The sequence below is a fragment of the Novosphingobium organovorum genome (assembly GCF_022832435.1).
Lineage (GTDB): Bacteria > Pseudomonadota > Alphaproteobacteria > Sphingomonadales > Sphingomonadaceae > Novosphingobium > Novosphingobium organovorum.
On sequence record NZ_JALHLF010000021.1, the window covers coordinates 14,200 to 33,404 of the forward strand.

Annotated in this window: 15 protein-coding genes and 1 tRNA gene; 10 read left to right on the top strand and 6 right to left on the bottom strand. The window is 65.2% G+C overall.

All coding sequences use genetic code 11. The features are described from left to right. Nucleotides 1-76 precede the first annotated feature (76 nt). A complete protein-coding gene (locus MTR62_RS07855) occupies nucleotides 77-865 on the top strand; it encodes a SapC family protein (RefSeq protein ID WP_244018705.1) in 789 nt (262 codons plus the stop codon). A gap of 386 nt (nucleotides 866-1,251) precedes the next feature. On the opposite strand, the gene MTR62_RS07860 is transcribed toward MTR62_RS07855, so the two are convergent. Beyond that, on the bottom strand, nucleotides 1,252-2,211 hold the full coding sequence (locus tag MTR62_RS07860; protein WP_244018707.1) for an N-formylglutamate amidohydrolase: 960 nt from the start codon (nucleotides 2,209-2,211) through the stop codon (nucleotides 1,252-1,254). 158 nt (nucleotides 2,212-2,369) lie between these two features. Here MTR62_RS07860 and cpdR point away from each other — a divergent pair, with 158 nt between their 5' ends. The 8 genes from cpdR (at nucleotide 2,370) to MTR62_RS07900 (ending at nucleotide 10,505) form a co-directional block, all read left to right on the top strand. After that, nucleotides 2,370-2,744: a cell cycle two-component system response regulator CpdR gene (gene cpdR, locus MTR62_RS07865; RefSeq protein WP_244018709.1), complete on the top strand. Its 375-nt coding sequence runs from the start codon at nucleotides 2,370-2,372 to the stop codon at nucleotides 2,742-2,744. 98 nt (nucleotides 2,745-2,842) lie between these two features. Then, nucleotides 2,843-2,917: transfer RNA gene (locus tag MTR62_RS07870), tRNA-Val, on the top strand. 566 nt (nucleotides 2,918-3,483) lie between these two features. Further along, a complete protein-coding gene (locus MTR62_RS07875) occupies nucleotides 3,484-4,713 on the top strand; it encodes an NADP-dependent isocitrate dehydrogenase (RefSeq protein WP_244018711.1) in 1,230 nt (409 codons plus the stop codon). A gap of 374 nt (nucleotides 4,714-5,087) precedes the next feature. Beyond that, nucleotides 5,088-5,972 carry a PAS domain-containing protein gene (locus tag MTR62_RS07880; protein WP_244018713.1) on the top strand — a complete coding sequence of 295 codons (885 nt, stop codon included), beginning with the start codon at nucleotides 5,088-5,090 and terminating at the stop codon, nucleotides 5,970-5,972. Nucleotides 5,973-6,266: 294 nt separating this feature from the next. Next, the gene (locus MTR62_RS07885) at nucleotides 6,267-6,758 is read left to right on the top strand and encodes a TadE/TadG family type IV pilus assembly protein (RefSeq protein WP_244018715.1); all 492 of its coding nucleotides are present in this window, start codon (nucleotides 6,267-6,269) and stop codon (nucleotides 6,756-6,758) included. Nucleotides 6,759-6,777: 19 nt separating this feature from the next. Next, nucleotides 6,778-8,445, top strand: coding sequence for a pilus assembly protein TadG-related protein (locus MTR62_RS07890; RefSeq protein WP_244018717.1), 1,668 nt, complete (start codon nucleotides 6,778-6,780; stop codon nucleotides 8,443-8,445). A 116-nt stretch (nucleotides 8,446-8,561) separates the two neighbouring features. Beyond that, nucleotides 8,562-9,632 (top strand): PA0069 family radical SAM protein, encoded by a 1,071-nt coding sequence (locus MTR62_RS07895; RefSeq protein ID WP_244018719.1) that lies wholly within the window; start codon nucleotides 8,562-8,564, stop codon nucleotides 9,630-9,632. Nucleotides 9,633-10,220: 588 nt separating this feature from the next. Next, nucleotides 10,221-10,505, top strand: coding sequence for a hypothetical protein (locus MTR62_RS07900; RefSeq protein ID WP_244018721.1), 285 nt, complete (start codon nucleotides 10,221-10,223; stop codon nucleotides 10,503-10,505). A gap of 89 nt (nucleotides 10,506-10,594) precedes the next feature. Here MTR62_RS07900 and dnaE read toward each other — a convergent pair whose 3' ends face one another. Beyond that, nucleotides 10,595-14,197: a DNA polymerase III subunit alpha gene (gene dnaE, locus MTR62_RS07905; protein ID WP_244018722.1), complete on the bottom strand. Its 3,603-nt coding sequence runs from the start codon at nucleotides 14,195-14,197 to the stop codon at nucleotides 10,595-10,597. A 461-nt stretch (nucleotides 14,198-14,658) separates the two neighbouring features. Here dnaE and MTR62_RS07910 point away from each other — a divergent pair, with 461 nt between their 5' ends. After that, complete coding sequence (locus MTR62_RS07910) at nucleotides 14,659-15,957, top strand: GGDEF domain-containing protein (RefSeq protein WP_244018724.1); 1,299 nt, start codon at nucleotides 14,659-14,661, stop codon at nucleotides 15,955-15,957. Between the two features lie 249 nt (nucleotides 15,958-16,206). On the opposite strand, the gene MTR62_RS07915 is transcribed toward MTR62_RS07910, so the two are convergent. The 4 genes from MTR62_RS07915 to MTR62_RS07930 form a co-directional block, all read right to left on the bottom strand. Further along, a complete protein-coding gene (locus MTR62_RS07915) occupies nucleotides 16,207-16,695 on the bottom strand; it encodes a glutathione peroxidase (protein WP_244018726.1) in 489 nt (162 codons plus the stop codon). Next, a complete protein-coding gene (locus tag MTR62_RS07920; protein ID WP_244018729.1) occupies nucleotides 16,688-16,972 on the bottom strand; it encodes a hypothetical protein in 285 nt (94 codons plus the stop codon). The genes MTR62_RS07915 and MTR62_RS07920 overlap by 8 nt, the downstream gene beginning before the upstream one ends. A 130-nt stretch (nucleotides 16,973-17,102) precedes the next feature. Then, entirely contained in the window at nucleotides 17,103-17,819 is a 717-nt protein-coding gene (locus tag MTR62_RS07925; RefSeq protein ID WP_244018731.1) for an ABC transporter ATP-binding protein, read from the bottom strand. After that, nucleotides 17,812-19,053, bottom strand: coding sequence for a lipoprotein-releasing ABC transporter permease subunit (locus tag MTR62_RS07930; protein ID WP_244018733.1), 1,242 nt, complete (start codon nucleotides 19,051-19,053; stop codon nucleotides 17,812-17,814). The genes MTR62_RS07925 and MTR62_RS07930 overlap by 8 nt, the downstream gene beginning before the upstream one ends. Nucleotides 19,054-19,205 lie beyond the last annotated feature (152 nt).

Genomic DNA, 19,205 nt, shown 5'->3' on the forward strand with positions numbered 1-19,205 from the left:
CGGCTTGCACCACTGCGCGCAAGCCACTAAAGCCACCGGCTGATCTGTTTTAACCTCGATCGCGGAGAGTAACGCAATGGCCACTGCGCCAAAGAATCCTTCCCTTCCCTTGTTTTACAAGGACCTTGTTCCGCTCAATTCGCAGCAGCATGCAGCTTGGAAGACGCGTTCGACCGACAAGGCAACCTGGCTTGCCGGGGTCAATTCGATCCCCCTGACCGTCGAGGAATTCCCCCAGGCCCAGCGCCACTTCCCGATCATCTTCACCAGTGGCGACAAGCCGATCCCGCTTGCGCTGATGGGCATGAACGAGGGCGTGAACGTCTTCGTCGAGGACGATGGCACGGTGACCAACCCGGTTTACATCCCCGCCTACGCGCGCCGCTACCCCTTCATGCTCGCGCGCCTGCGCCCCGACAGCGAAGAGCTCTCGCTCTGCGTCGATCCGAGCAGCGAGCTGGTCGGTGAGATCGAGGAAGGCGAGAACCTGTTCGACGGCACCGAGCCGAGCGAAACCACCAAGAACATGCTCAAGTTCTGCGAGAACTTCGAGATGGCCGGCACCAAGACCGGCAACTTCATGGAAGAGCTCAAGAAGCACAACCTGCTGATGGACGGCGAACTGAACATCGACATCGGTGGCGGCCAGCCGTTCAACTACCGCGGCTTCCAGATGGTCGACGAGAGCAAGCTGCGCGAAGTGCGCGGTGACGTCCTGCGCCAGTGGAACCAGAACGGCCTGCTCGCTCTGATCTACGCCCACTTGTTCTCGCTTGAACTCGTGCGCGACATTTTCGGGCGCCAGATGGCGCAGGGCAAGGGTCCGCAGGCCCCGGCCATGCAGCCCGCCGCCGGAAACGCCTGACCGGCCTTTCCCGTCCCCCGCGCGGTCCGCGAGAGAATCGCCGCGCCGGGGACGGGGCATCGGCCCCGCGGGCCCGCTTTTGCTGCACACGTTCATGACAAAAATGTCACACGGATGAACGATAGCGAAACAAACCGCGTTTTTGGCTGGACAACAGCCATATTTTTTGCCCAGAATAATCGCTTGCACTTGGCTCAAGGTTCGCTATCTTAGAGAAGCAAGGTCGGCGCTGCCCTCATGGCCCAACCTTGCTGGTGCGCTTATAGCGCACCTCCTCCCTGAACCTTGGCCACCTCGCGCATCGCGCGAGGTGGTTTTTTTAGGCCCAGCGGCGCCAGGCACCCGCCATCCGTTTGAATTGGGACGCTTTACCCCAAAGCGCAGGACTACTGCGCGGCGAGCGGCCAGTCGCCACCCCGGCGCGCATCGGCCAGCTCGGCGACCACGCCAGCCAAAGACCGCACCAGCCCGGCGAGATCCTCCACCAGCGGCTCCAGCCCCTCCCCCGGCTCACGCAAGTGCGAATCGAGATAGCAGGTGCGATCAATCTCGATCTGCATCGCGTGCACCCCGTCGCGCGGGCGGGCGTGACGGTCGAGCCCGTAACCCCCGGCATAAGGCCGATTGTGCGACGCCTCACGCCCCATCCGGGCAAGCTGCACGAATGTCGCGCCCACGACGCTGCCATGGCAGCTTGCCCCGAAACGATCCCCCACCACGATCTGCACCGGCTCACGCCCCACCCGCGCGCCGAGCGGCGGCATCGAATGCAGGTCGATCAGCAGGGCCGCCCCCCAGCGCGCGCGCAGGACCTCGAGCCGGTGCGCAAGCGCGGCGTGATACGGCGCATGAATACCCTCGATCCGCGCCTCGACCTCGTGCGCCTCGTAGCGCCGGCGCCACAGCTCCCCAACGCCGGGAAGCCGGCGCGGGATGAGCCCCAGACCCGACCGCGCGCGCGGCGAAAGCCCCTGGCGCGCCGCCGCCTCGAGCGGACGGCCCTCGCGCACGACCATGCCCCAGTCGACATCCTCGGGCGCGCGGTTGAGATCGATCATCGCGCGCGGCGCATGGGCAACCAGCAGATCGGCCCCGGTGGCGCGGGCCAGGCCGCGCCCGACGAGATCGACGAAGCGATCCTCGAGCCGAACGCTCGATTCCGCGCAGGCGCGAAGATCCTCCAGCACGGCACCGGGATAGGCGCGCCCCGCATGGGGGACGGCAATCAGGATCGGCAGCGCCGACGGCTCCCGAACGGTCATCGTGAAAGCTGGCTGCCCCGGCGCGCCGGGAATGCTCCCGCCCGAGAACGAAGACGAATCGGACAGGTCTGGAGAAGGAACCATGGATCGTACGCTGCCGCCTTCACGCAGCCGTGTCAAAGCGTCCCGATCCTGGTCAGCGCGCAATGCGGGCAAGAATGTTAACCCGAGCCGCGCTATGGCGATTCACCCGGTCACCGCGAAGCGGTCAAATGCAAACTAGAGCTGGAAAATAGAAGGCGATGATCCGCATCCTCCTTGCCGAAGACGATTCTGCCATGCGCACCTACCTCGCCCGCGCCCTCGAGCGCGCGGGATACGAAGTGGTTGCCGTCGATCGCGGAACCGAGGCGCTCCCACACCTCAAGACCGAAACGTTCGACCTGCTCCTCTCGGACATCGTCATGCCCGAAATGGACGGCATCGAGCTGGCGCAGCGCTGCGCTGAAGTGGCCCCCTCGACCAAGGTCATGTTCATCACCGGCTTCGCCGCCGTCTCCTTGCGCGCCAGCCGTGAGGCGCCGCACGCCAAGGTCCTCTCCAAGCCCTTCCATCTGCGTGATATCGTTATGGAAGTTCAGCGTCTTTTTGGCCTTAGCGAGCACATTCAACTTTAATGTGCGATTTTTGAAAAAAGCCTCTTGCGCACAATCCCGACCGAGGCTAGAGGGCCAGTCCTCCGGACGGGAAGCCGCTTCGGAGGCTCGAATGGAATGGGCGTATAGCTCAGTGGTAGAGCACTATGTTGACATCGTAGGGGTCGCAAGTTCAATCCTTGCTACGCCCACCATTCCGAAAAACCCGCTGGTCTTCGACCGGCGGGTTTTTTCCTTTTGGGCCACCGCCATTGCCCTGCCCACCGCGTGATCCGCATGCAATCACGGCACTTCACGATGCTTGCACCGCAAGGAAAGTGGCGCGCCCCGAATACCAGCCCCGCGCCTGCCCGACGGGATGCACCGCAGGACAGGCACGGCGCAGCGCAGCGCCCCGTACCGCCCCGCCCCGCCCCGACAGGCTCGCAGGCGTGCCGCGACCGACAGGCCTCCCGCGCGGTTTTCCGCTGCGCCGCGCACCCTTGGCGGCAAACCCCGCCCCGCGCCGCAACCATGCGCCCCGAACCTCGCGTGCCGCGCCAGTCCCGGCGAACAGCGCCGCTCCCGCACGCACCGATGCGAATGCGATGACACCGATGGCAGCGACAGGCACCAAAGTCTTTTCAATAACGCTTCGCATTAGCTTTCCATTACTCGGAGTAAAGGAAAGCCGCGCAAACCCGCCTTGCTATGCGTCCCCTCTCTGCCTAAGAGACGGCCAAATTCTCACCCACCTTCACCCCAGGGGAGCTTTTCTCGAATGGCAAAAATCAAGGTAACGAACCCCATCGTCGAGATGGACGGCGATGAAATGACCCGGATCATCTGGGAGTGGATCCGCGAGCGCCTGATCCTCCCCTACCTCGACATTGATCTGAAGTACTACGACCTGTCGGTCACCAAGCGTGACGAGACCAACGACCAGATCACCGTCGACGCCGCCAACGCGACCAAGCAGTACGGCGTGGCCGTCAAGTGCGCGACGATCACCCCCGACGAAGCGCGCGTCGAGGAATTCAGCCTCAAGAAGATGTGGAAGTCGCCCAACGGCACGATCCGCAACATCCTGGGCGGCGTGGTGTTCCGTGAGCCGATCGTCATCAGCAACGTCCCCCGCCTGGTTCCGGGCTGGACCGATCCGATCGTGGTCGGCCGTCACGCCTTCGGCGACCAGTACAAGGCGACCGACACGCTGATCCCTGGCCCCGGCAAGCTGCGCCTGGTGTTCGACGGCGACAACGGCGAGAAGATCGATCTCGACGTGTTCGACTTCCCGGCGCCCGGCGTCGCGATGGCGATGTACAACCTCGACGAATCGATCCGCGACTTCGCGCGCGCCTCGTTCAACTATGGCCTCAACCTGGGCTGGCCGGTGTTCCTGTCGACCAAGAACACCATCCTGAAGGCCTATGACGGCCGCTTCAAGGACCTGTTCCAGGAAGTCTACGACACCGAAGGCTTCGCCGAGAAGTTCAAGGCTGCGGGCATCCACTACGAACACCGCCTGATCGACGACATGGTCGCCTCGGCGCTCAAGTGGTCGGGCAAGTTCGTCTGGGCCTGCAAGAACTACGACGGTGACGTGCAGTCCGACACCGTGGCCCAGGGCTACGGCTCGCTCGGCCTGATGACCTCGGTCCTGCTCGCGCCCGACGGCAAGACCGTCGAGGCCGAAGCCGCCCACGGCACGGTGACCCGTCACTACCGCCAGCACCAGCAGGGCAAGGCAACCTCGACCAACCCGATCGCCTCGATCTTCGCCTGGACGCGTGGCCTCGCCTACCGCGGTAAGTTCGACAACACCCCCGACGTCGTGGCCTTCGCCGAAACGCTCGAGAAGGTGTGCATCGAGACCGTCGAGAGCGGCAAGATGACCAAGGACCTCGCGCTGCTCATCGGCCCGGAACAGAGCTGGATGACCACCGAGCAGTTCTTCGAGGCGATCGTCGAGAACCTGGAATCCAAGATGAAGGAACAGGGCCTCGGCTAAGCCGTAGCCCGGTCTTCGATCGGATCAGAAACGGGGCGGACTGGAGCACCAGTCCGCCCCGTTTTGCTGTCACGCGCCCGTGCCCGCACCTGCGAATCCCCCCTTAAGTATACAAACGGCAAATCCGGGCGACCTGTTGGACCTTGGTCGCAGAGCACCCCGGCACGCAGATTTTCGTCCACACCGCCGCACTAATCTGTTATGCTCACTATGAAGAACATCTCTTCGGGCCCGCAAAAAAGACAGCGATAGCCGCACTGCACCGCAACAATCGACGCGGTCGGAAATCGGAATACAGGTGTGGACCACGCAGGGGCCTGGGCGATCGCGCGGATTGTTCCAGCCCCTCCGGAAGGAAGAGAGGGCATGCGCAAATGGGATACGTCTCCGCTGCCGAGTTCGTGCGCAAGTTTGCGCGCTTTCGTGACGAGGCACACGATTCGCCGGTCTTCATCACCCACCACGGTCGCGAGACGCACGTCCTGTGCCCGATCGACGTGTGGAACAACATAGGGTCGGGACAGCCCGGCAAGGCCGCAGGAAAACGCAACGATTCGGCCAACTTCGCCCTCGCGGACTGGATCGATGACGGCATCATCGCGTGCGACGAGGCGATGAACGTCGTCTTTGCCAACCGCAACGCCCACGCGCTGGTGCGGGCCAAGCCCGGATCGCTGGTCGGCCTTGCGCTGACCGAAGCGCTGCCCGCGGTCGCCGGGAGCCTGCTCGAGGTCCAGGCCCGCCAGAGCCTCGTCCACGGGCACCCCAACATGGCCGACATTCCCTCGCCCTTCATCGACGGAGCCTGGCTGCGCTTCCAGTCCTTCCTGCTCGACGACCGGCTGGTGATCCGCCTCCACGACATCACCCAGGAAGTCGAGCGGCACTTCAAGGCCAACGTCAAGGAAGCGATTCTCCAGGCGCTCGACGCGCATGGCGGCATTTCCTACGTGCGCGTCTCGCTGCGCGGTACGATCGACCGGGTCGATACGCCGTTCTGCCGCCTGCTCGACCTGCCCGAGGAACGCCTCATCGGCGTCACCCTGACCGACCTTATCGCGGTTTCCGACAAGGTGGCGTTCCGCGATACGCTCGAACGCGTCCTGCGCGGCGAGGACGCGCAGCCGGTCTCGACCCACTTCCTGACCAACCGGGGCGATTTCGTCGGCGTGCGCATGGCGCTGGTCCGCCTCCAGGGCGTCTATGGCTGTGAAGGTGCGATAGCGGTGCTGACCGAAGAGCGCTCGGCTTCGGCCTGACATCCCCTGCGGCCCACGCGTTCGGCCTTCGCACCGAGAACGCCCCTGTCCGGCCATGCCCCCACTGGCGCAGGCTCCGCGCGCAAGAACCTTGCGCAAAAGTTACCCTTCACCCCCGCATGTCTGCGATACCAGGCTTTAATCGACATTAACCACCACAACAAAATTATGTTTTAAAAGAATTTTCTCAAATTCGCCCGCTGGGGGAATTGCGTAATTGCGTGCACGAGGCGTGCAGAATTTCCTTTGCTCCGGACTGCCATCCTTCTGACAAGGAAGGGAGAACCGGAAATCATGAGCACACAAGGAAACGCGACGGCCACCATCCAGGCCCCGCAGCAGGGCGCGGTCCAGACCCGAGCGCGCGGCGCATGGTGCGTCCTGCGCACACTTGCCGGCAACCGCAGCGGAGCGGTCCTCGTCGAAGCCGCGCTGGCCTTGCCCGTCCTCATTTCGCTGCTGCTCGGCGTCGTCACCTACGGTGCCTGGTTCATGTCCGCGCATTCGCTGCAACAGGTCGCCAACGAAGCCGCGCGCGCCTCGGTCGCCGGGCTCGACGCAACCGAGCGGCGCCAGATCGTCGACGCCACGATTGCCAAGAGCGTGCTGAGCGCCGGCACCATCGAGCCCGACCTCCTGAACGTCGAGACCGGCATTGATGGAGCGTACTACCGCGTCACGCTGTCATACGACGTCGCCCATTCGACGATGTTCGCCAATTCTCTGGTGCCGCTGCCCGGAGACACGATCACCCGCGAGGCAACCGTCCAGCTCCCCGCTCTCTGACCCGAAAGGGCAAGCCGCCATGCGCGTCTTAACGCCATTTCCCATTGCAGCGATCCTTCACCGGCTCGATCGTGACACGCGCGGCGCGGTGACGGTCCTGCTCGCCGGGTCGCTGCTCATGCTGATGGGCATCGCCACCGTCTCGGTCGACCTGGGCTCGATCTACCTCGCCCAGCGCAAGCTTCAGGGCATCGCCGATGCGGCCGCCATGGCCGCAGCCCAGCAGAACACGCTCCAGCTGCGCCGCGCCGCCGCACAAGGGATCATCGACGAGAACGCCGTTGCGGATGTCTCGATCGCCGCGCTCGAAAACGGAACCTACACCCAGGACAAGGCCATCGCGGTCGACCAGCGCTTCCAGCCCGGTGGCGACGAAAGCGCGGCGCGGGTCGACCTGGTCCAGACCGTGCCGATGTTCTTCGGCCGCGCGCTGGGTTTCGAACACGCCACGGTGCGCGCGCAGGCCACCGCCGCCAAGATCGACATGGCCGCCTATTCGCTGGGCACGAGCCTTGCCTCGCTGTCGGGCGGCATCCCCAACGCGCTGCTGTCCGCGCTGATCGGCACGCAGCTCAACCTTTCCGTGCTCGACACCCAGAACCTCGCCAGCGCCCAGGTCGACCTGCTCGGCTTTGCCGACGCGGTGAAAGCCGAGGTCAACGCCAAGGACGTGACCTACGCCGAGCTGTTCGACACCCCCATCGCGCTGGGCGACGCGCTGCGCGCGCTGGCCGCCAGCGCGGGCAGCAGCCAGGCCGCCGCGGTCCTTGCCGACATGGCCGACCAGGCGCCGCTCGTCGACGTGACGCTGGGCCAGATGATCGAACTTGGCCCCTATGGCCGGCTCGACTATTCGCCGGGCAAGACCGGGGTCGAGGTGGACGCCTTCTCGCTCGCCCGGACGCTGCTCGAACTCTCGCACGGCGACAGCTTCGACATCACTTTCGCGCTCTCGGTCAGCGGCCTGTCGAACGTGACGGTCCATCTGGTGCGCGGCTATGGCGTCGCCAGGAGCCCCTGGCTGACGATCACCAGCGCACGCGATTACGTGCTGCGCACCGCGCAGGCCCGCCTCCTCGTCGCCGCGAGCGCCTCCACCGGAAACCCCTTGCTTCCCTCGCTCACGCTGCCGCTCTACGCCGAACTTGCGCAAGGCCAGGCCACCCTCGACGATATCCAGTGCACCGGCGATGCCGATAGCGACGGCGTGACACTGGGGGTTTCCCCGGCGCTGGGCACGGTGGGTATCGGCACGGCCAGCGCGGCCGACATGGCCGACCTCACCGAGCCGGTGACGCTGAGCACCGCCACGCTCGTCCAGGTCCCGCTGATCGCCAAGGTGACCGCACTTTCCCAGGTCTCGCTGGGCGGAACCACCGATCCCCAAGAGGTCCTCTTCACGCTCGCCGAGATTCGCGCCGGCACGACCAAGACGGTGGGCACCAACGACCTGACCCAGTCGCTGGCAACCTCGCTCATCAAGCAGACCAACCTTCAGGCCCAGACGCTCGGCCTCACGCTCAGCCTGAGTTCGGTGACCGCAATCGTTGGCAACACGCTCGCGGTGATTGCCCCCACGCTCGACCAGACGGTGACCAGCCTGACCCAGGCGCTGGGCATCCGCCTGGGCGCGGCCGACGTCACGGTCAACCAGGTGCGCTGCGGTATCCCGATGGTCACCGCCTGACCGCACCAGCCTTGCACGGAGCGGCGCGGTTTTACGGTTCTCCCGCGCCGCTCCATCCTCGGCCCGCGGCATCGCCCTCTTGCCGCGGGCCACTTGTTCATGTTATGTTCCAAACCATGAACGCGATCAAGGGCCGTGGATCGGTCAGCAACCAGACCAGCACCCGCTTTGCCCTGCCGTCCAGCCAGAGCGATGGCGACTGGCTGGACGAGCGCGAGCGGATCGATGGAGCGCCTCCGCGCCTGTCCACCCAGGTCACCGAACTGCACCCCAGGACCATCCTCTCCTTCAACCGATCGCCCGACATTTCCTTCGATCGCTCGATCAACGCCTACAACGGGTGCGAGCACGGCTGCATCTACTGCTTCGCGCGGCCAAGCCACGCCTGGCACGACCTGTCACCCGGACTCGATTTCGAGACCCGCCTCTTCGCCAAGCCCGATGCGCCGCGCCTGCTACGCGAAACGCTCGCCCGGCGCAGCTACCACCCCGCCCCCATCGCCATGGGCACCAACACCGACCCCTACCAGCCGATCGAGGGGCGCTACCGCATCACCCGCCAGATCCTCGAGCTGTGCCTGGAAGTGCGCCACCCGGTCACGCTGGTAACCAAGTCGGACCGCATTCTGGCCGACCTCGACCTGATCGAAGCGCTGGCACGGGACAATCTGGTGAGCGTCGGGCTGTCGATCACCAGTCTTGACCCGCGGCTTTCGCGCCTCCTCGAACCACGCGCAGCTTCACCATCCAAACGGCTGGACGCACTGGAAAAACTGTGCACCGCCGGGGTCCCCGCCCACGCCATGATCGCCCCTGTCATTCCCGCCCTCACCGATGGCGAGCTGGAGGCGATCATCGCCGCCTGCGCCGCCAGGGGCGCACGCCACGCGCAGTGGATCATGATCCGCCTGCCCCACGAAGTCGCTCCACTGTTTCGCGAATGGCTCGAAACCCACTTCCCCGAACGCGCCGGCAAGGTCATGGGCGTGATCCGCGAAATGCGCGGCGGCAAGGACAACGACCCGCGCTTCAACGAACGCTTCCGCCCGCAAAGCGCCTGGGCCGACGTCCTGCGCGCGCGCTTTCGGGTCGCCATGAAGCGGCACGCAATGGAGCCACCCTCGATCCGGCTCGACACCACCAAATTTCGCAAGCCCGCGCCCGACGGGCAGCTTTCGCTGCTTTAGATGTCTGCCTCCAGCATGGAATGGCCGGGTTTGGCAATGAAGGCGGCCGGTTTTGGTTTCCAGAGCGGATCGATGGCATCGCAGGACCTTGCCAACTTCCGCGCCTTGAGCGGCCTGGCGAAGCTGTCCTCGATCAGAGTCCGTTTGGGAAATGCCCGCAACGGGCATTTTCGTGGCGGCACCGGCCCACGCCCCCACCCACCACCTGACGGCAGTATTCTAAGGGTGGTGGGTGGGGGCGTGGGCCGGTGCCGCAAAATTCGCGTCTACGCGAATTTCCAAACAGCGCTCTCAGCGCAAAAATAGTACCGGACAATCAAGCGAGTATCGACAGACAAAGTCCATTCAGAATAAGGACTTTTTACAAGATATAGCCCCCTCCCGTCCGGTTTTTACACGGGCCGCGCGGCGAACGGCACGGCGTCAATCCAAGTCAACCGCGCACCGTCCTTGTCCCGTTCACTCCTGTCGCCTTCCCTTTGCACTTTGCCGTCCAAGGGAACCGAAGGCGTTGCTGTCCCGTTAAAAGCCCCAACACAGCAATTCGAAGGCCGCATCGAACGGCCGAGAGAGAAAGGATGCGAACCCATGGCAGACGAATACGTGACCCGCGCGCCGCAGACTGACCCCGCGAGCCAGCCCACCCACACCACCGTGATCCATGAACGCGGCTCATCCTCGGGCGGCGGCATTGCCATTGCCGTGGTCCTGCTGGTGGCGGTGCTGGGCGGCTTTTACCTGTTCAGCCAGACCACTTCGAGCGAGACGGCCAAGAACAACGCCATCGCCCGCGCGGCGGACAGCGTGGGCAGCGCGGCAAGCGATGTCGGCGACGCGGCCAAGGACGCGGCCGACAATGTGGGCAGCAACTGACCCCAAGCGATTGGCGTACCCAACGAAGAGGGGCCGGACCCGAGCGCAGGTCCGGCCCCTCTTTTCATGGCCCTGCCGCGCGCCTTTGATCAGGCCGCGCGCCGCATTCCTTCGGGTCCGCGATGGGCGTTGAGCGAAATGTTCGACAGCCCCTCGACGCTCGCCAGCTGTTCGACGAAATCACCGTCAAGCGCGAAGTCGCGGCCCAGCCGCACCTTCTGCTCCTGCCCGTTGCCCAGCTTGAGCGTCGCGATCACCTCGCCGCTGCCCTTGGCGCCTTCGCGCATGAGCAGCGCCAGTTCCTGGACCGCTTCCACCCGATCGACGTCGAGCCGCAGCAACATGCGCGCCGCTGCCGTCACTTCGGCGAGCGGGCGCGCGCCGCGCACGGTAATGCGCGGGGGCTCGTCCTCGCTCGGACTGTCGAGTTCGACGTTGAGCAGCAGGCAGGTGCTGTCCTTGCCCCACTGTACGAAGGAATCGACCATCCCCTCCTCGAAGCAGCAGGCTGAAAAGTTGCCCGACGCGTCCGAATAGTCGACCATCACGAAGTCCTTGCCGCGCTTGGTCTTTCGCTTCTGCACATTCTCGACCATCGCGGCCATGACCGCGCCGGTCTTGCCGCCACCACCGCCGCCCGCCATCAGGCTGGCGTGGGTGCGCGCGCCGTTCGACGAGGCCACCGCGCGGAATTGCTCGACCGGATGCGCGGCGAAGTAGAAGCCGAAGACCTCGCGCTCCTTGGCCATCTGGTCCATCCGGCTCCACGGCGCGACATCGACAAGGCGCAGGCCCTGCACGGCGTGGGAATCGTCCCCGAACAGGCCGCCCTGGGTCGAATTGCGCTCACGCGCGGCCATGTCCGCTTCGGCCAGCAGGGTATCGGCGTTGGCGATGACCTTGGCCCGGTTGGGCTCCAGACTGTCGAGCCCGCCCGCAGCCCCCAGGCTTTCGAGCAGGCGCCGGTTCATCGATCCGCTCGGCGCACGGCGAAACAGATCATCGAGGCTGGCGAAGGCCCCGTTGGCCTGCCGTTCGTGGACCACCGCGTCCATCGCCTTTTCGCCCACGTTGCGAATGCCCGCCAACGCGTAGCGCACCGCGAGGCTGTCGTGCGTTTCCTCGACGATGAATTCGGCTTCCGACCTGTTGATGTCGGGCGGCGCCAGCTCGATGCCGTTGCGGCGCATGTCGTCGACGAAGATCGCCAGCTTTTCGGACTGATGCATGTCGAAGCACATCGCCGCAGCGTAGAATTCGTGCGGGTAATGCGCCTTGAACCAGGCGGTGTGATAGGCCAGCAAGGCGTAAGCGGCGGCGTGCGACTTGTTGAAGCCGTAGCCGGCGAACTTGTCGATCAAGTCGAACAGCTCGTTGGCCTTGGCCGCGTCGATGTCCGACACTTCCTTGCAGCCCGCCACGAAGCGCTTGCGCTGCTGGTCCATCTCGGCCTGGACCTTCTTGCCCATCGCGCGGCGCAGAAGGTCTGCATCGCCCAGCGAGTACCCCGCGAGGATCTGCGCGGCCTGCATGACCTGTTCCTGATAGACGAAGATGCCGTACGTCTCGCCCAGGATGCCCGCCAGCTTGTCGTGCGGGTACATGATCTTTTCCAGCCCGTTCTTGCGTCGGCCGAACAGCGGGATATTGTCCATCGGGCCCGGACGGTAAAGCGAGACGAGCGCGATGATGTCGCCGAAATTGGTCGGCTTCACCGCCGCCAGCGTGCGGCGCATACCTTCCGATTCCAGCTGGAACACGCCCACCGTGTCACCACGCTTGAGCAATTCGTAGGTCGCTGCATCGTCCCAGCGCAGGCTCGACAGGTCGATCGTGATGCCACGACGCTCAAGCAGGTCGCAGGCCCGGCGCAGCACCGAAAGCGTCTTGAGGCCCAGAAAGTCGAACTTGATGAGGCCCGTGTTCTCGACATGCTTCATGTCGAACTGGGTCACCGGCATGTCCGAACGCGGATCGCGGTAGAGCGGCACCAGCTTTTCGAGCGGGCGGTCGCCGATCACCACGCCCGCCGCGTGGGTCGAGGAGTTGCGCGGCATGCCCTCAAGCTGGATCGCCAGGTCGACCAGCCGCTTCACTTCGGGGTCGGTGTCGTACTCGGCGCGAAATTCCTCGACCGCAGGCGTGAGACTGCCGTCCTTTTCCTTCTTGCCGTTGAGCGCCTGGTCGAGCGTCCACGGGTCGGTCGGGTGGTTGGGCACCATCTTGCACAGGCTGTCGACCCGGCCGTAGCCCATCTGCAGGATGCGCCCGCAGTCGCGCAGCACCGCGCGCGCCTTCATCTTACCAAAGGTGATGATCTGCGCGACGTGATCGTGGCCGTACTTCTTCTGCACGTAGCGGATCGTCTCGCCACGCCGGGTTTCGCAAAAGTCGATGTCGAAGTCAGGCATCGAGACGCGTTCGGGGTTGAGGAAGCGTTCGAACAGCAGCCCGAGCTTGAGCGGGTCGAGGTCGGTGATCGTCAAGGCCCAGGCGACCAGCGAGCCAGCGCCCGAACCACGGCCCGGCCCGACCGGAATGCCGTTGTCCTTCGACCACTTGATGAAGTCGGCAACGATCAGGAAGTAGCCGGGAAAGCCCATCCCCACGATGATGTCGACTTCGAACTTCAGCCGCTTGGCGTAATCGATGAAATCTTCGGTGACGCCCTTTTCGCGCAAGGTCTCCCACGCCGCGGTCAGTTCATCGCCTTCAAAGGCCAGCGCCTCGTCGAGTTCCTGCTCGCTGGCATCGGGCCAGTAGGGTGCAAGCCGGCGGGCCAGGCCGCGGCGCGAATCGCGCGCGAGCATCCGCGCCTCGCCTTCCTTGTCGCCCGCGAGGCTGGGCAGCAGCGGCGCACGGCGGGGCGGCACGTAGGCGCAGCGCTGCGCGACAACGAGCGTGTTGGCCATCGCCTCGGGCAAGTCGGAGAACATCTCCTCCATCACCTCGATCGGCTTGACCCAGCGCTCGGTCGAAGAGCGCGGGCGTTCCTCGGCATCGACCTGGGTCGCGTTGGCGATGCACAGCATGGCATCGTGGGCTGGGTGGAAGGTGCTTTCCGAATACTGCGCCGGGTTCGAGGCCACGAGCGGAATGGCGCGCGCATAGGCCAGTTCGATCAGCGCCTCCTCGCCCGCATCCTCGACCGGATCGCCGGTGCGGCTGATCTCGATGTAGAGGCGGTCCCCGAAGCATTCCTGCAGCACGTCGCAGTATTCGCCCGCCGCCGCGTCGCGCCCCTCGGCCAGCAGGCGCGTCAACGCGCCCTCGCCGCCACCCGACAGACAGATCAGGCCGTCGGTGTAACCGCGCAGCGAATCGAGTTCGACGTGGGGTTCGCGGTCGAGCGGACGATCGAGGTGCGAGCGACTGACGTGGCGGCACAGGTTTTCCCAGCCCGCCTCGTTCTGCGCGAACAGCGCAAGCCAGTCGATCACTCGCTCCTGCCCTTGCGCCACGGCGCCCGGCCGGATCACCGCGAGGAACGTGCCGACGACCGGCTGGATGCCCATTCCCATGCAGGCCTGCGCGAAGGTCGGCGCGCCGTAAAGACCGTTGCGATCGCAAATCGCCATGGCCGGGAACCCGCGTGACTTGGCCAGCTTGGCGGCTGCCTTGGGGTCGATCGAACCGTCCAGCATCGTGTAGCTGGAAAAAATGCGCAAAGGGACAAAAGGTGCAAAGGCCATCTCCCGGATTTAGGCACTGCGCCAAGACCGGATCAAGGGGTAGCCGCCATTCGGCAGGGGATAGCGCAGGGCCTGGCGCCCGGCGATGAGGACGCCGAACCGCCGCCTGCCTCGCCCCCCCCGGCGCGTTGCGGCGCGGTCAGCCCCAAGTGGCCGGAATTGTTGCGATAGCCGGCTCGCCATGAAATTTTTGTCGCAGCGCGCTTCACAAACGAACCGTTAAGGATCTTTGCCTAGATTCCTCCTCAAGGACGCGCGCCTGCCAGAACGCGGCATGCACTTTTGGTTAACCTGTGCTAACGACCAGAACCCAGCGAGCGCGTCCCACGACGATGCGTCTCGCCGCATCGCCTTTCGAGGGAACGAGACGACCATGCCCAAGCCCGACGTCCGCCTCGCCCTGCTCCACGTCGCTGCCGCCACCCTGGCCGCGCTGACACCATACAGGGGCTGAACCGCCGATGCCCGATATCACGACCATTGCCCTTTGCAGCACGAGCGCGGGTGCGATCCTGCTGCTCGCCATGGTCGTGTCCTGGCTCAAGGACGGGCGCCCCCGGCGCAGCTTCTGGCTGTTCATGCCCTTTGCGCTGGCCCTGCCCGCCGGGATCCTGCTGTCCTATCCCGAAGCCTTCGGCGAGGCGCCTGCGCTCGCAATCGGCTGGTTCCTGCTCACGCTGGCTTACGGCGCGGCCTGGCAGAGCGCGCGCTACGCGGCCCAGCGCCGCATCGTGATCCTGCCCACGCTGATCGCCTGCCTTGCCGGGCTGGCCATCTCGCTCACCCTGCGCAGCGCGGCGCTCCATCCCGAATGGCGCATGGCGCCGCGGGCGCTGCTGATGGCGGGCTTCTGTCTGCTGAGCGCGCGCGAATACCGCTCGATCGGCAACCGCCACTTGCCCTCGGCACAGACACTGGCCTGGATTTTCGCCGGTTTCGGCCTGTTCCACGCCCTGCGCACGCCGCTTTCGGCCGTGATCCCGGCCCCGCTGGGCTCGCTCGAACCGCAAGTCTGGTCCATTGCCGCGTTCAATTTCCAGATCGTCCTCAATGGCCTGCTGGCGAGCGTGTTCATGATGACGCTCAGCCGCGAGCGGGTTGCCATGCACCATTTCCACCTGGCGATGGTCGACCCGCTGACCGGCATCGGCAACCGTCGCGCGCTTGACCGCAGGCTTGCAGAAATCGCGCACGAACGGCAATCGGCGCGCTTTCCCGTGCCCGAGAACCTGGCCCTGGCCATTCTCGACATCGACCGGTTCAAGGCCATAAACGATCGCTACGGGCATGGCTTTGGCGACGTGGTGATTGCCGGAACCGCGAACCTGGCCTGCGATGCTGTGGGCTACCGCAACGCCTTTCGCCTGGGCGGCGAGGAATTCGCGCTGCTGATCGAAGCCGAAAGCAGCAAGGCGATCGAGTCTATCGCCGAGCGTATCCGTGCCGATTTCGCCGCGCGCACGCACACCGCGCACGACCAGTCGCATCGGGCCACGCTGAGCATCGGGCTGGCGCTGTTCGACGCCGGAACGCCAAGCGAGGACCTGCTCAAGGAAGCCGACCGCGCGCTCTATCTCGCCAAGGCGCTGGGCCGTGACCGGGTGATCCTTGCCGACGAAAGCATGATCGCGCGCCTGATGAAAACCGCACTGCACGAAATGGTGCCGCCCCCGCACGAGCCTGCGCAGCGGGCCGCCCTGTCGATCGATCCCGGCGCGCGGGACCACGCCGAGCCGCTGATCAAGCGCCGCAGCGCCTGACGCGCGCCATGACCGCCCTGCGGCGGCCGGACGCTTTCGCTCCGTTTCCCTTTAGAGCATTTTCCAGTCAGGTGGAATCACCTGACGGTTCAGAAAATGCGTTAAAACAAAAGGCTAGAGCGGTCGATCTGATGCAATCCGATCGAAAACCGCTCTAAAGAAGCTTTTCGATATCGCGCGCCAGCGCCTCGGGCTTGTCCGTCGGTGCGTAACGGCGCACGACCTTGCCGTCNCCGATCGAAAACCGCTCTAAAGAAGCTTTTCGATATCGCGCGCCAGCGCCTCGGGCTTGTCCGTCGGTGCGTAACGGCGCACGACCTTGCCGTCGCGATCGATCAGGAACTTGGTGAAGTTCCATTTGATCGCCTTGCTGCCCAGCAACCCCGGCGCCTCGGCCTTGAGCCAGGCGAACAGCGGATCGGCGTTCGCGCCGTTGACCTCAACCTTGCCCATGAGCGGGAAGGACAGGCCGAAATTGACCTCGCAGAACTGCGCGATCTCGTCGGCCGAGCCGGGCTCCTGACCGCCGAACTGGTTGCAGGGGAAGGCGATGACCTCGAACCCGCGATCGCGGTAGTCGCGCCAGAGCGCCTCGAGCCCCTTGTACTGCGGGGTGAACCCGCACTGGCTGGCCGTATTGACGACCAGCACCACCTTGCCGAGACGGTCAGCCAGGCTCACCGTCTCGCCATTGGGCAGCCTCGCCGAAAAATCGGCGATGGTGGCTGGCTCAGTCATCGGCGCGGGGGAAATCCGCACGACGGTAGAGCGCCAGGATCTCGGCGTACTTGAACTGACGGTCGCCATCCTTCTGGACCGCGTAGTCGCCACGCTTTTCCTCGGGCAGGTCCATGACGAACTCGATCAGTTCGGCCACGGTCCCCCGGCGCAGCGTCTTGAAGCGGTGGAACAGGCCACCGCCATCCTCGCAGCGGTGCAGTTCTGCCGAATCGTTCCAGGCAAAACCGGCCGGAGTGCCGTCACCGCCATGAATGGTGGAAGGAATATCGCTCATCGCGCGGGCCTTTCGTGTTCTCTCTACTGGGATTCACCGGAGATTTACGGTGCTCCGGCGTTTTGTTGTCATTTGGCGACGTCGCGCGCCAAAATCAACGCGCGAAACGATGAAAATCGCGAGTACCCGTTCACCGGGCCAGCACGCCTTCCTGCAAACGCACCACGCGGTCCATCGCGGCGGCCAGACGCTCGTTGTGGGTGGCGACGAGCGCCGCGCTGCCCTGCCCGCGCACGAGCTCCAGAAATTGGGCAAAGACCGTATCCGCCGTGGCCTCGTCGAGATTGCCGGTCGGCTCGTCGGCAAGCACCAGGCGCGGCTTGTTGGCCAGCGCGCGGGCGACCGCGACGCGTTGCTGTTCACCACCCGAAAGCTTGGAAGGGCGGTGTTCGAGCCGCTGCCCGAGCCCGAGCGCGGTGAGCAGCTCGCGCGCGCGCGCCTCGCATTCGGCGCGCGGGCGCCCGGTGATGAGCTGGGGCAGCACGACATTCTCGATCGCGTTGAAATCGGGCAGCAGGTGGTGGAACTGGTAGACGAAACCGATGTGGTCGCGGCGCACCGCGGCCCGGCGGTCCTTGCCCAGGTTGCTGGCATCGATCCCGGCGATCTCGATGCGGCCGCCGAAACCGCCTTCGAGCAGGCCGATCGCCTGCAGCATGGTCGACTTGCCGGAGCCCGATGGACCCAGCAGCGCGACGATCTCGCCCGGCTGGACGGCCAGGTCCACGCCGCGCAGCACGTCGATACGCACCCCGCCCTGTTCGAAACTGCGGGTAACGCCGCTCAGGCGCACGACCGGATCGCGCCCCGGATCGGCGGGCGCGGGAACGACGATGGGATCACTCATAACGAAGAACCTGCACGGGATCGGTGCTCGCCGCCTTGAAGGCCGGGTAGAGCGTGGCGAGGAAGCTGAGAACGAGCGAGAGCACGACGATCGAGACGATCTCGACCGGGTCGGCGCGCGCGGGCAGTTCGGTCAGGAAGCGCACCGAGGGGTCCCACAGGTTCTGCCCCGTGATCCGTTCGACCAGATGCACCATCGGCTGGCGGAAGTAGAGGAACACGAAGCCCAGCGCGAGCCCGGCCACGGTGCCCGCCGCGCCGATACAGAAGCCGGCAGTGACGAAGACCTTGAGCAGCGATTTGCGCGTCGCGCCCATGGTGCGCAGGATAGCGATGTCGCGCGTCTTGGCCCGCACCAGCATGATGAGCGAGGACAGGATGTTGAACACCGCGACCAGCACGATGATCGAGAGCACGACGAACATCGCCACCCGCTCCACCGCGAGAGCCTGGAACAGCGAGGAGTTCATCTCCTGCCAGGTGGTCACCACCGCGCGTCCTTGGAGCGCGCGCTTGAGCGGGGCGAGGATTTCGCTCACCCGGTCGGGATTGGTGGTCGTCAGTTCGATCATGCCGATCGTGTCGCCGCTCAGAAGCAGCGTCTGCGCATCGGGAATGGGCATCACCACGTAGCGTTCATCAAGGTCGTAGACGCCGATCTCGAAGATCGCCGAGACATGGTAGGCAATCTCGCGCGGGACGGTGCCGAACGGGGTCGAGCGGCCGAGCGGATTGAAGATGGTGATCGTGTCGCCCACCTGCGCCCCCAGGTTCTTGGCCAGTTCCGAGCCGAGCGCGACGTTGCGTGCGCCCGGCTTCAGCTCGGACAAGTCGCCCGACTGCACCTTGGGCGCCAGGCGCTGGATGTCCTTCTGGGTGTTGCCGCGCGCCAGGATCAGCTCGACCCGGCCGTTGAACGTGGTCGCCAGCGGCTGCTCGATCAGCGGCGAGGCGCGGGTGACTCCCGGCGTCTTCTCGATCTCCTTGAGCACCTCCTGCCAGTTGTCGAAGCGCGAGCCGTAGGCCTGAACAATGGCGTGGCCATTGAGGCTGACGATCTTGTCGAACAGCTCGGCACGAAAGCCGTTCATGACGCTCATCACGATGACCAGCGCGGCCACGCCCAGCATGACCGCGACAAGGCTGATACCGGCCACCAGCGCGATGAAGCGCTCGCCCTTGCCGGGAAGCATGTAGCGCTTGGCGATGGTCCATTCGAAAGGGGAAAGCAGCAAGCGAAGGCCCGCCTCTGGCTGAAAGTTGCACACACGACCGCCGAGACGGATCGAAACGATGCCCGGTCTAGCGTTGCCGGCCTGAACGCCGGGCAACGCCAAGCCGCGGTATGGGGAATGCCGCGCCCGGCCTTACGGGCAAGCCGCAGGGC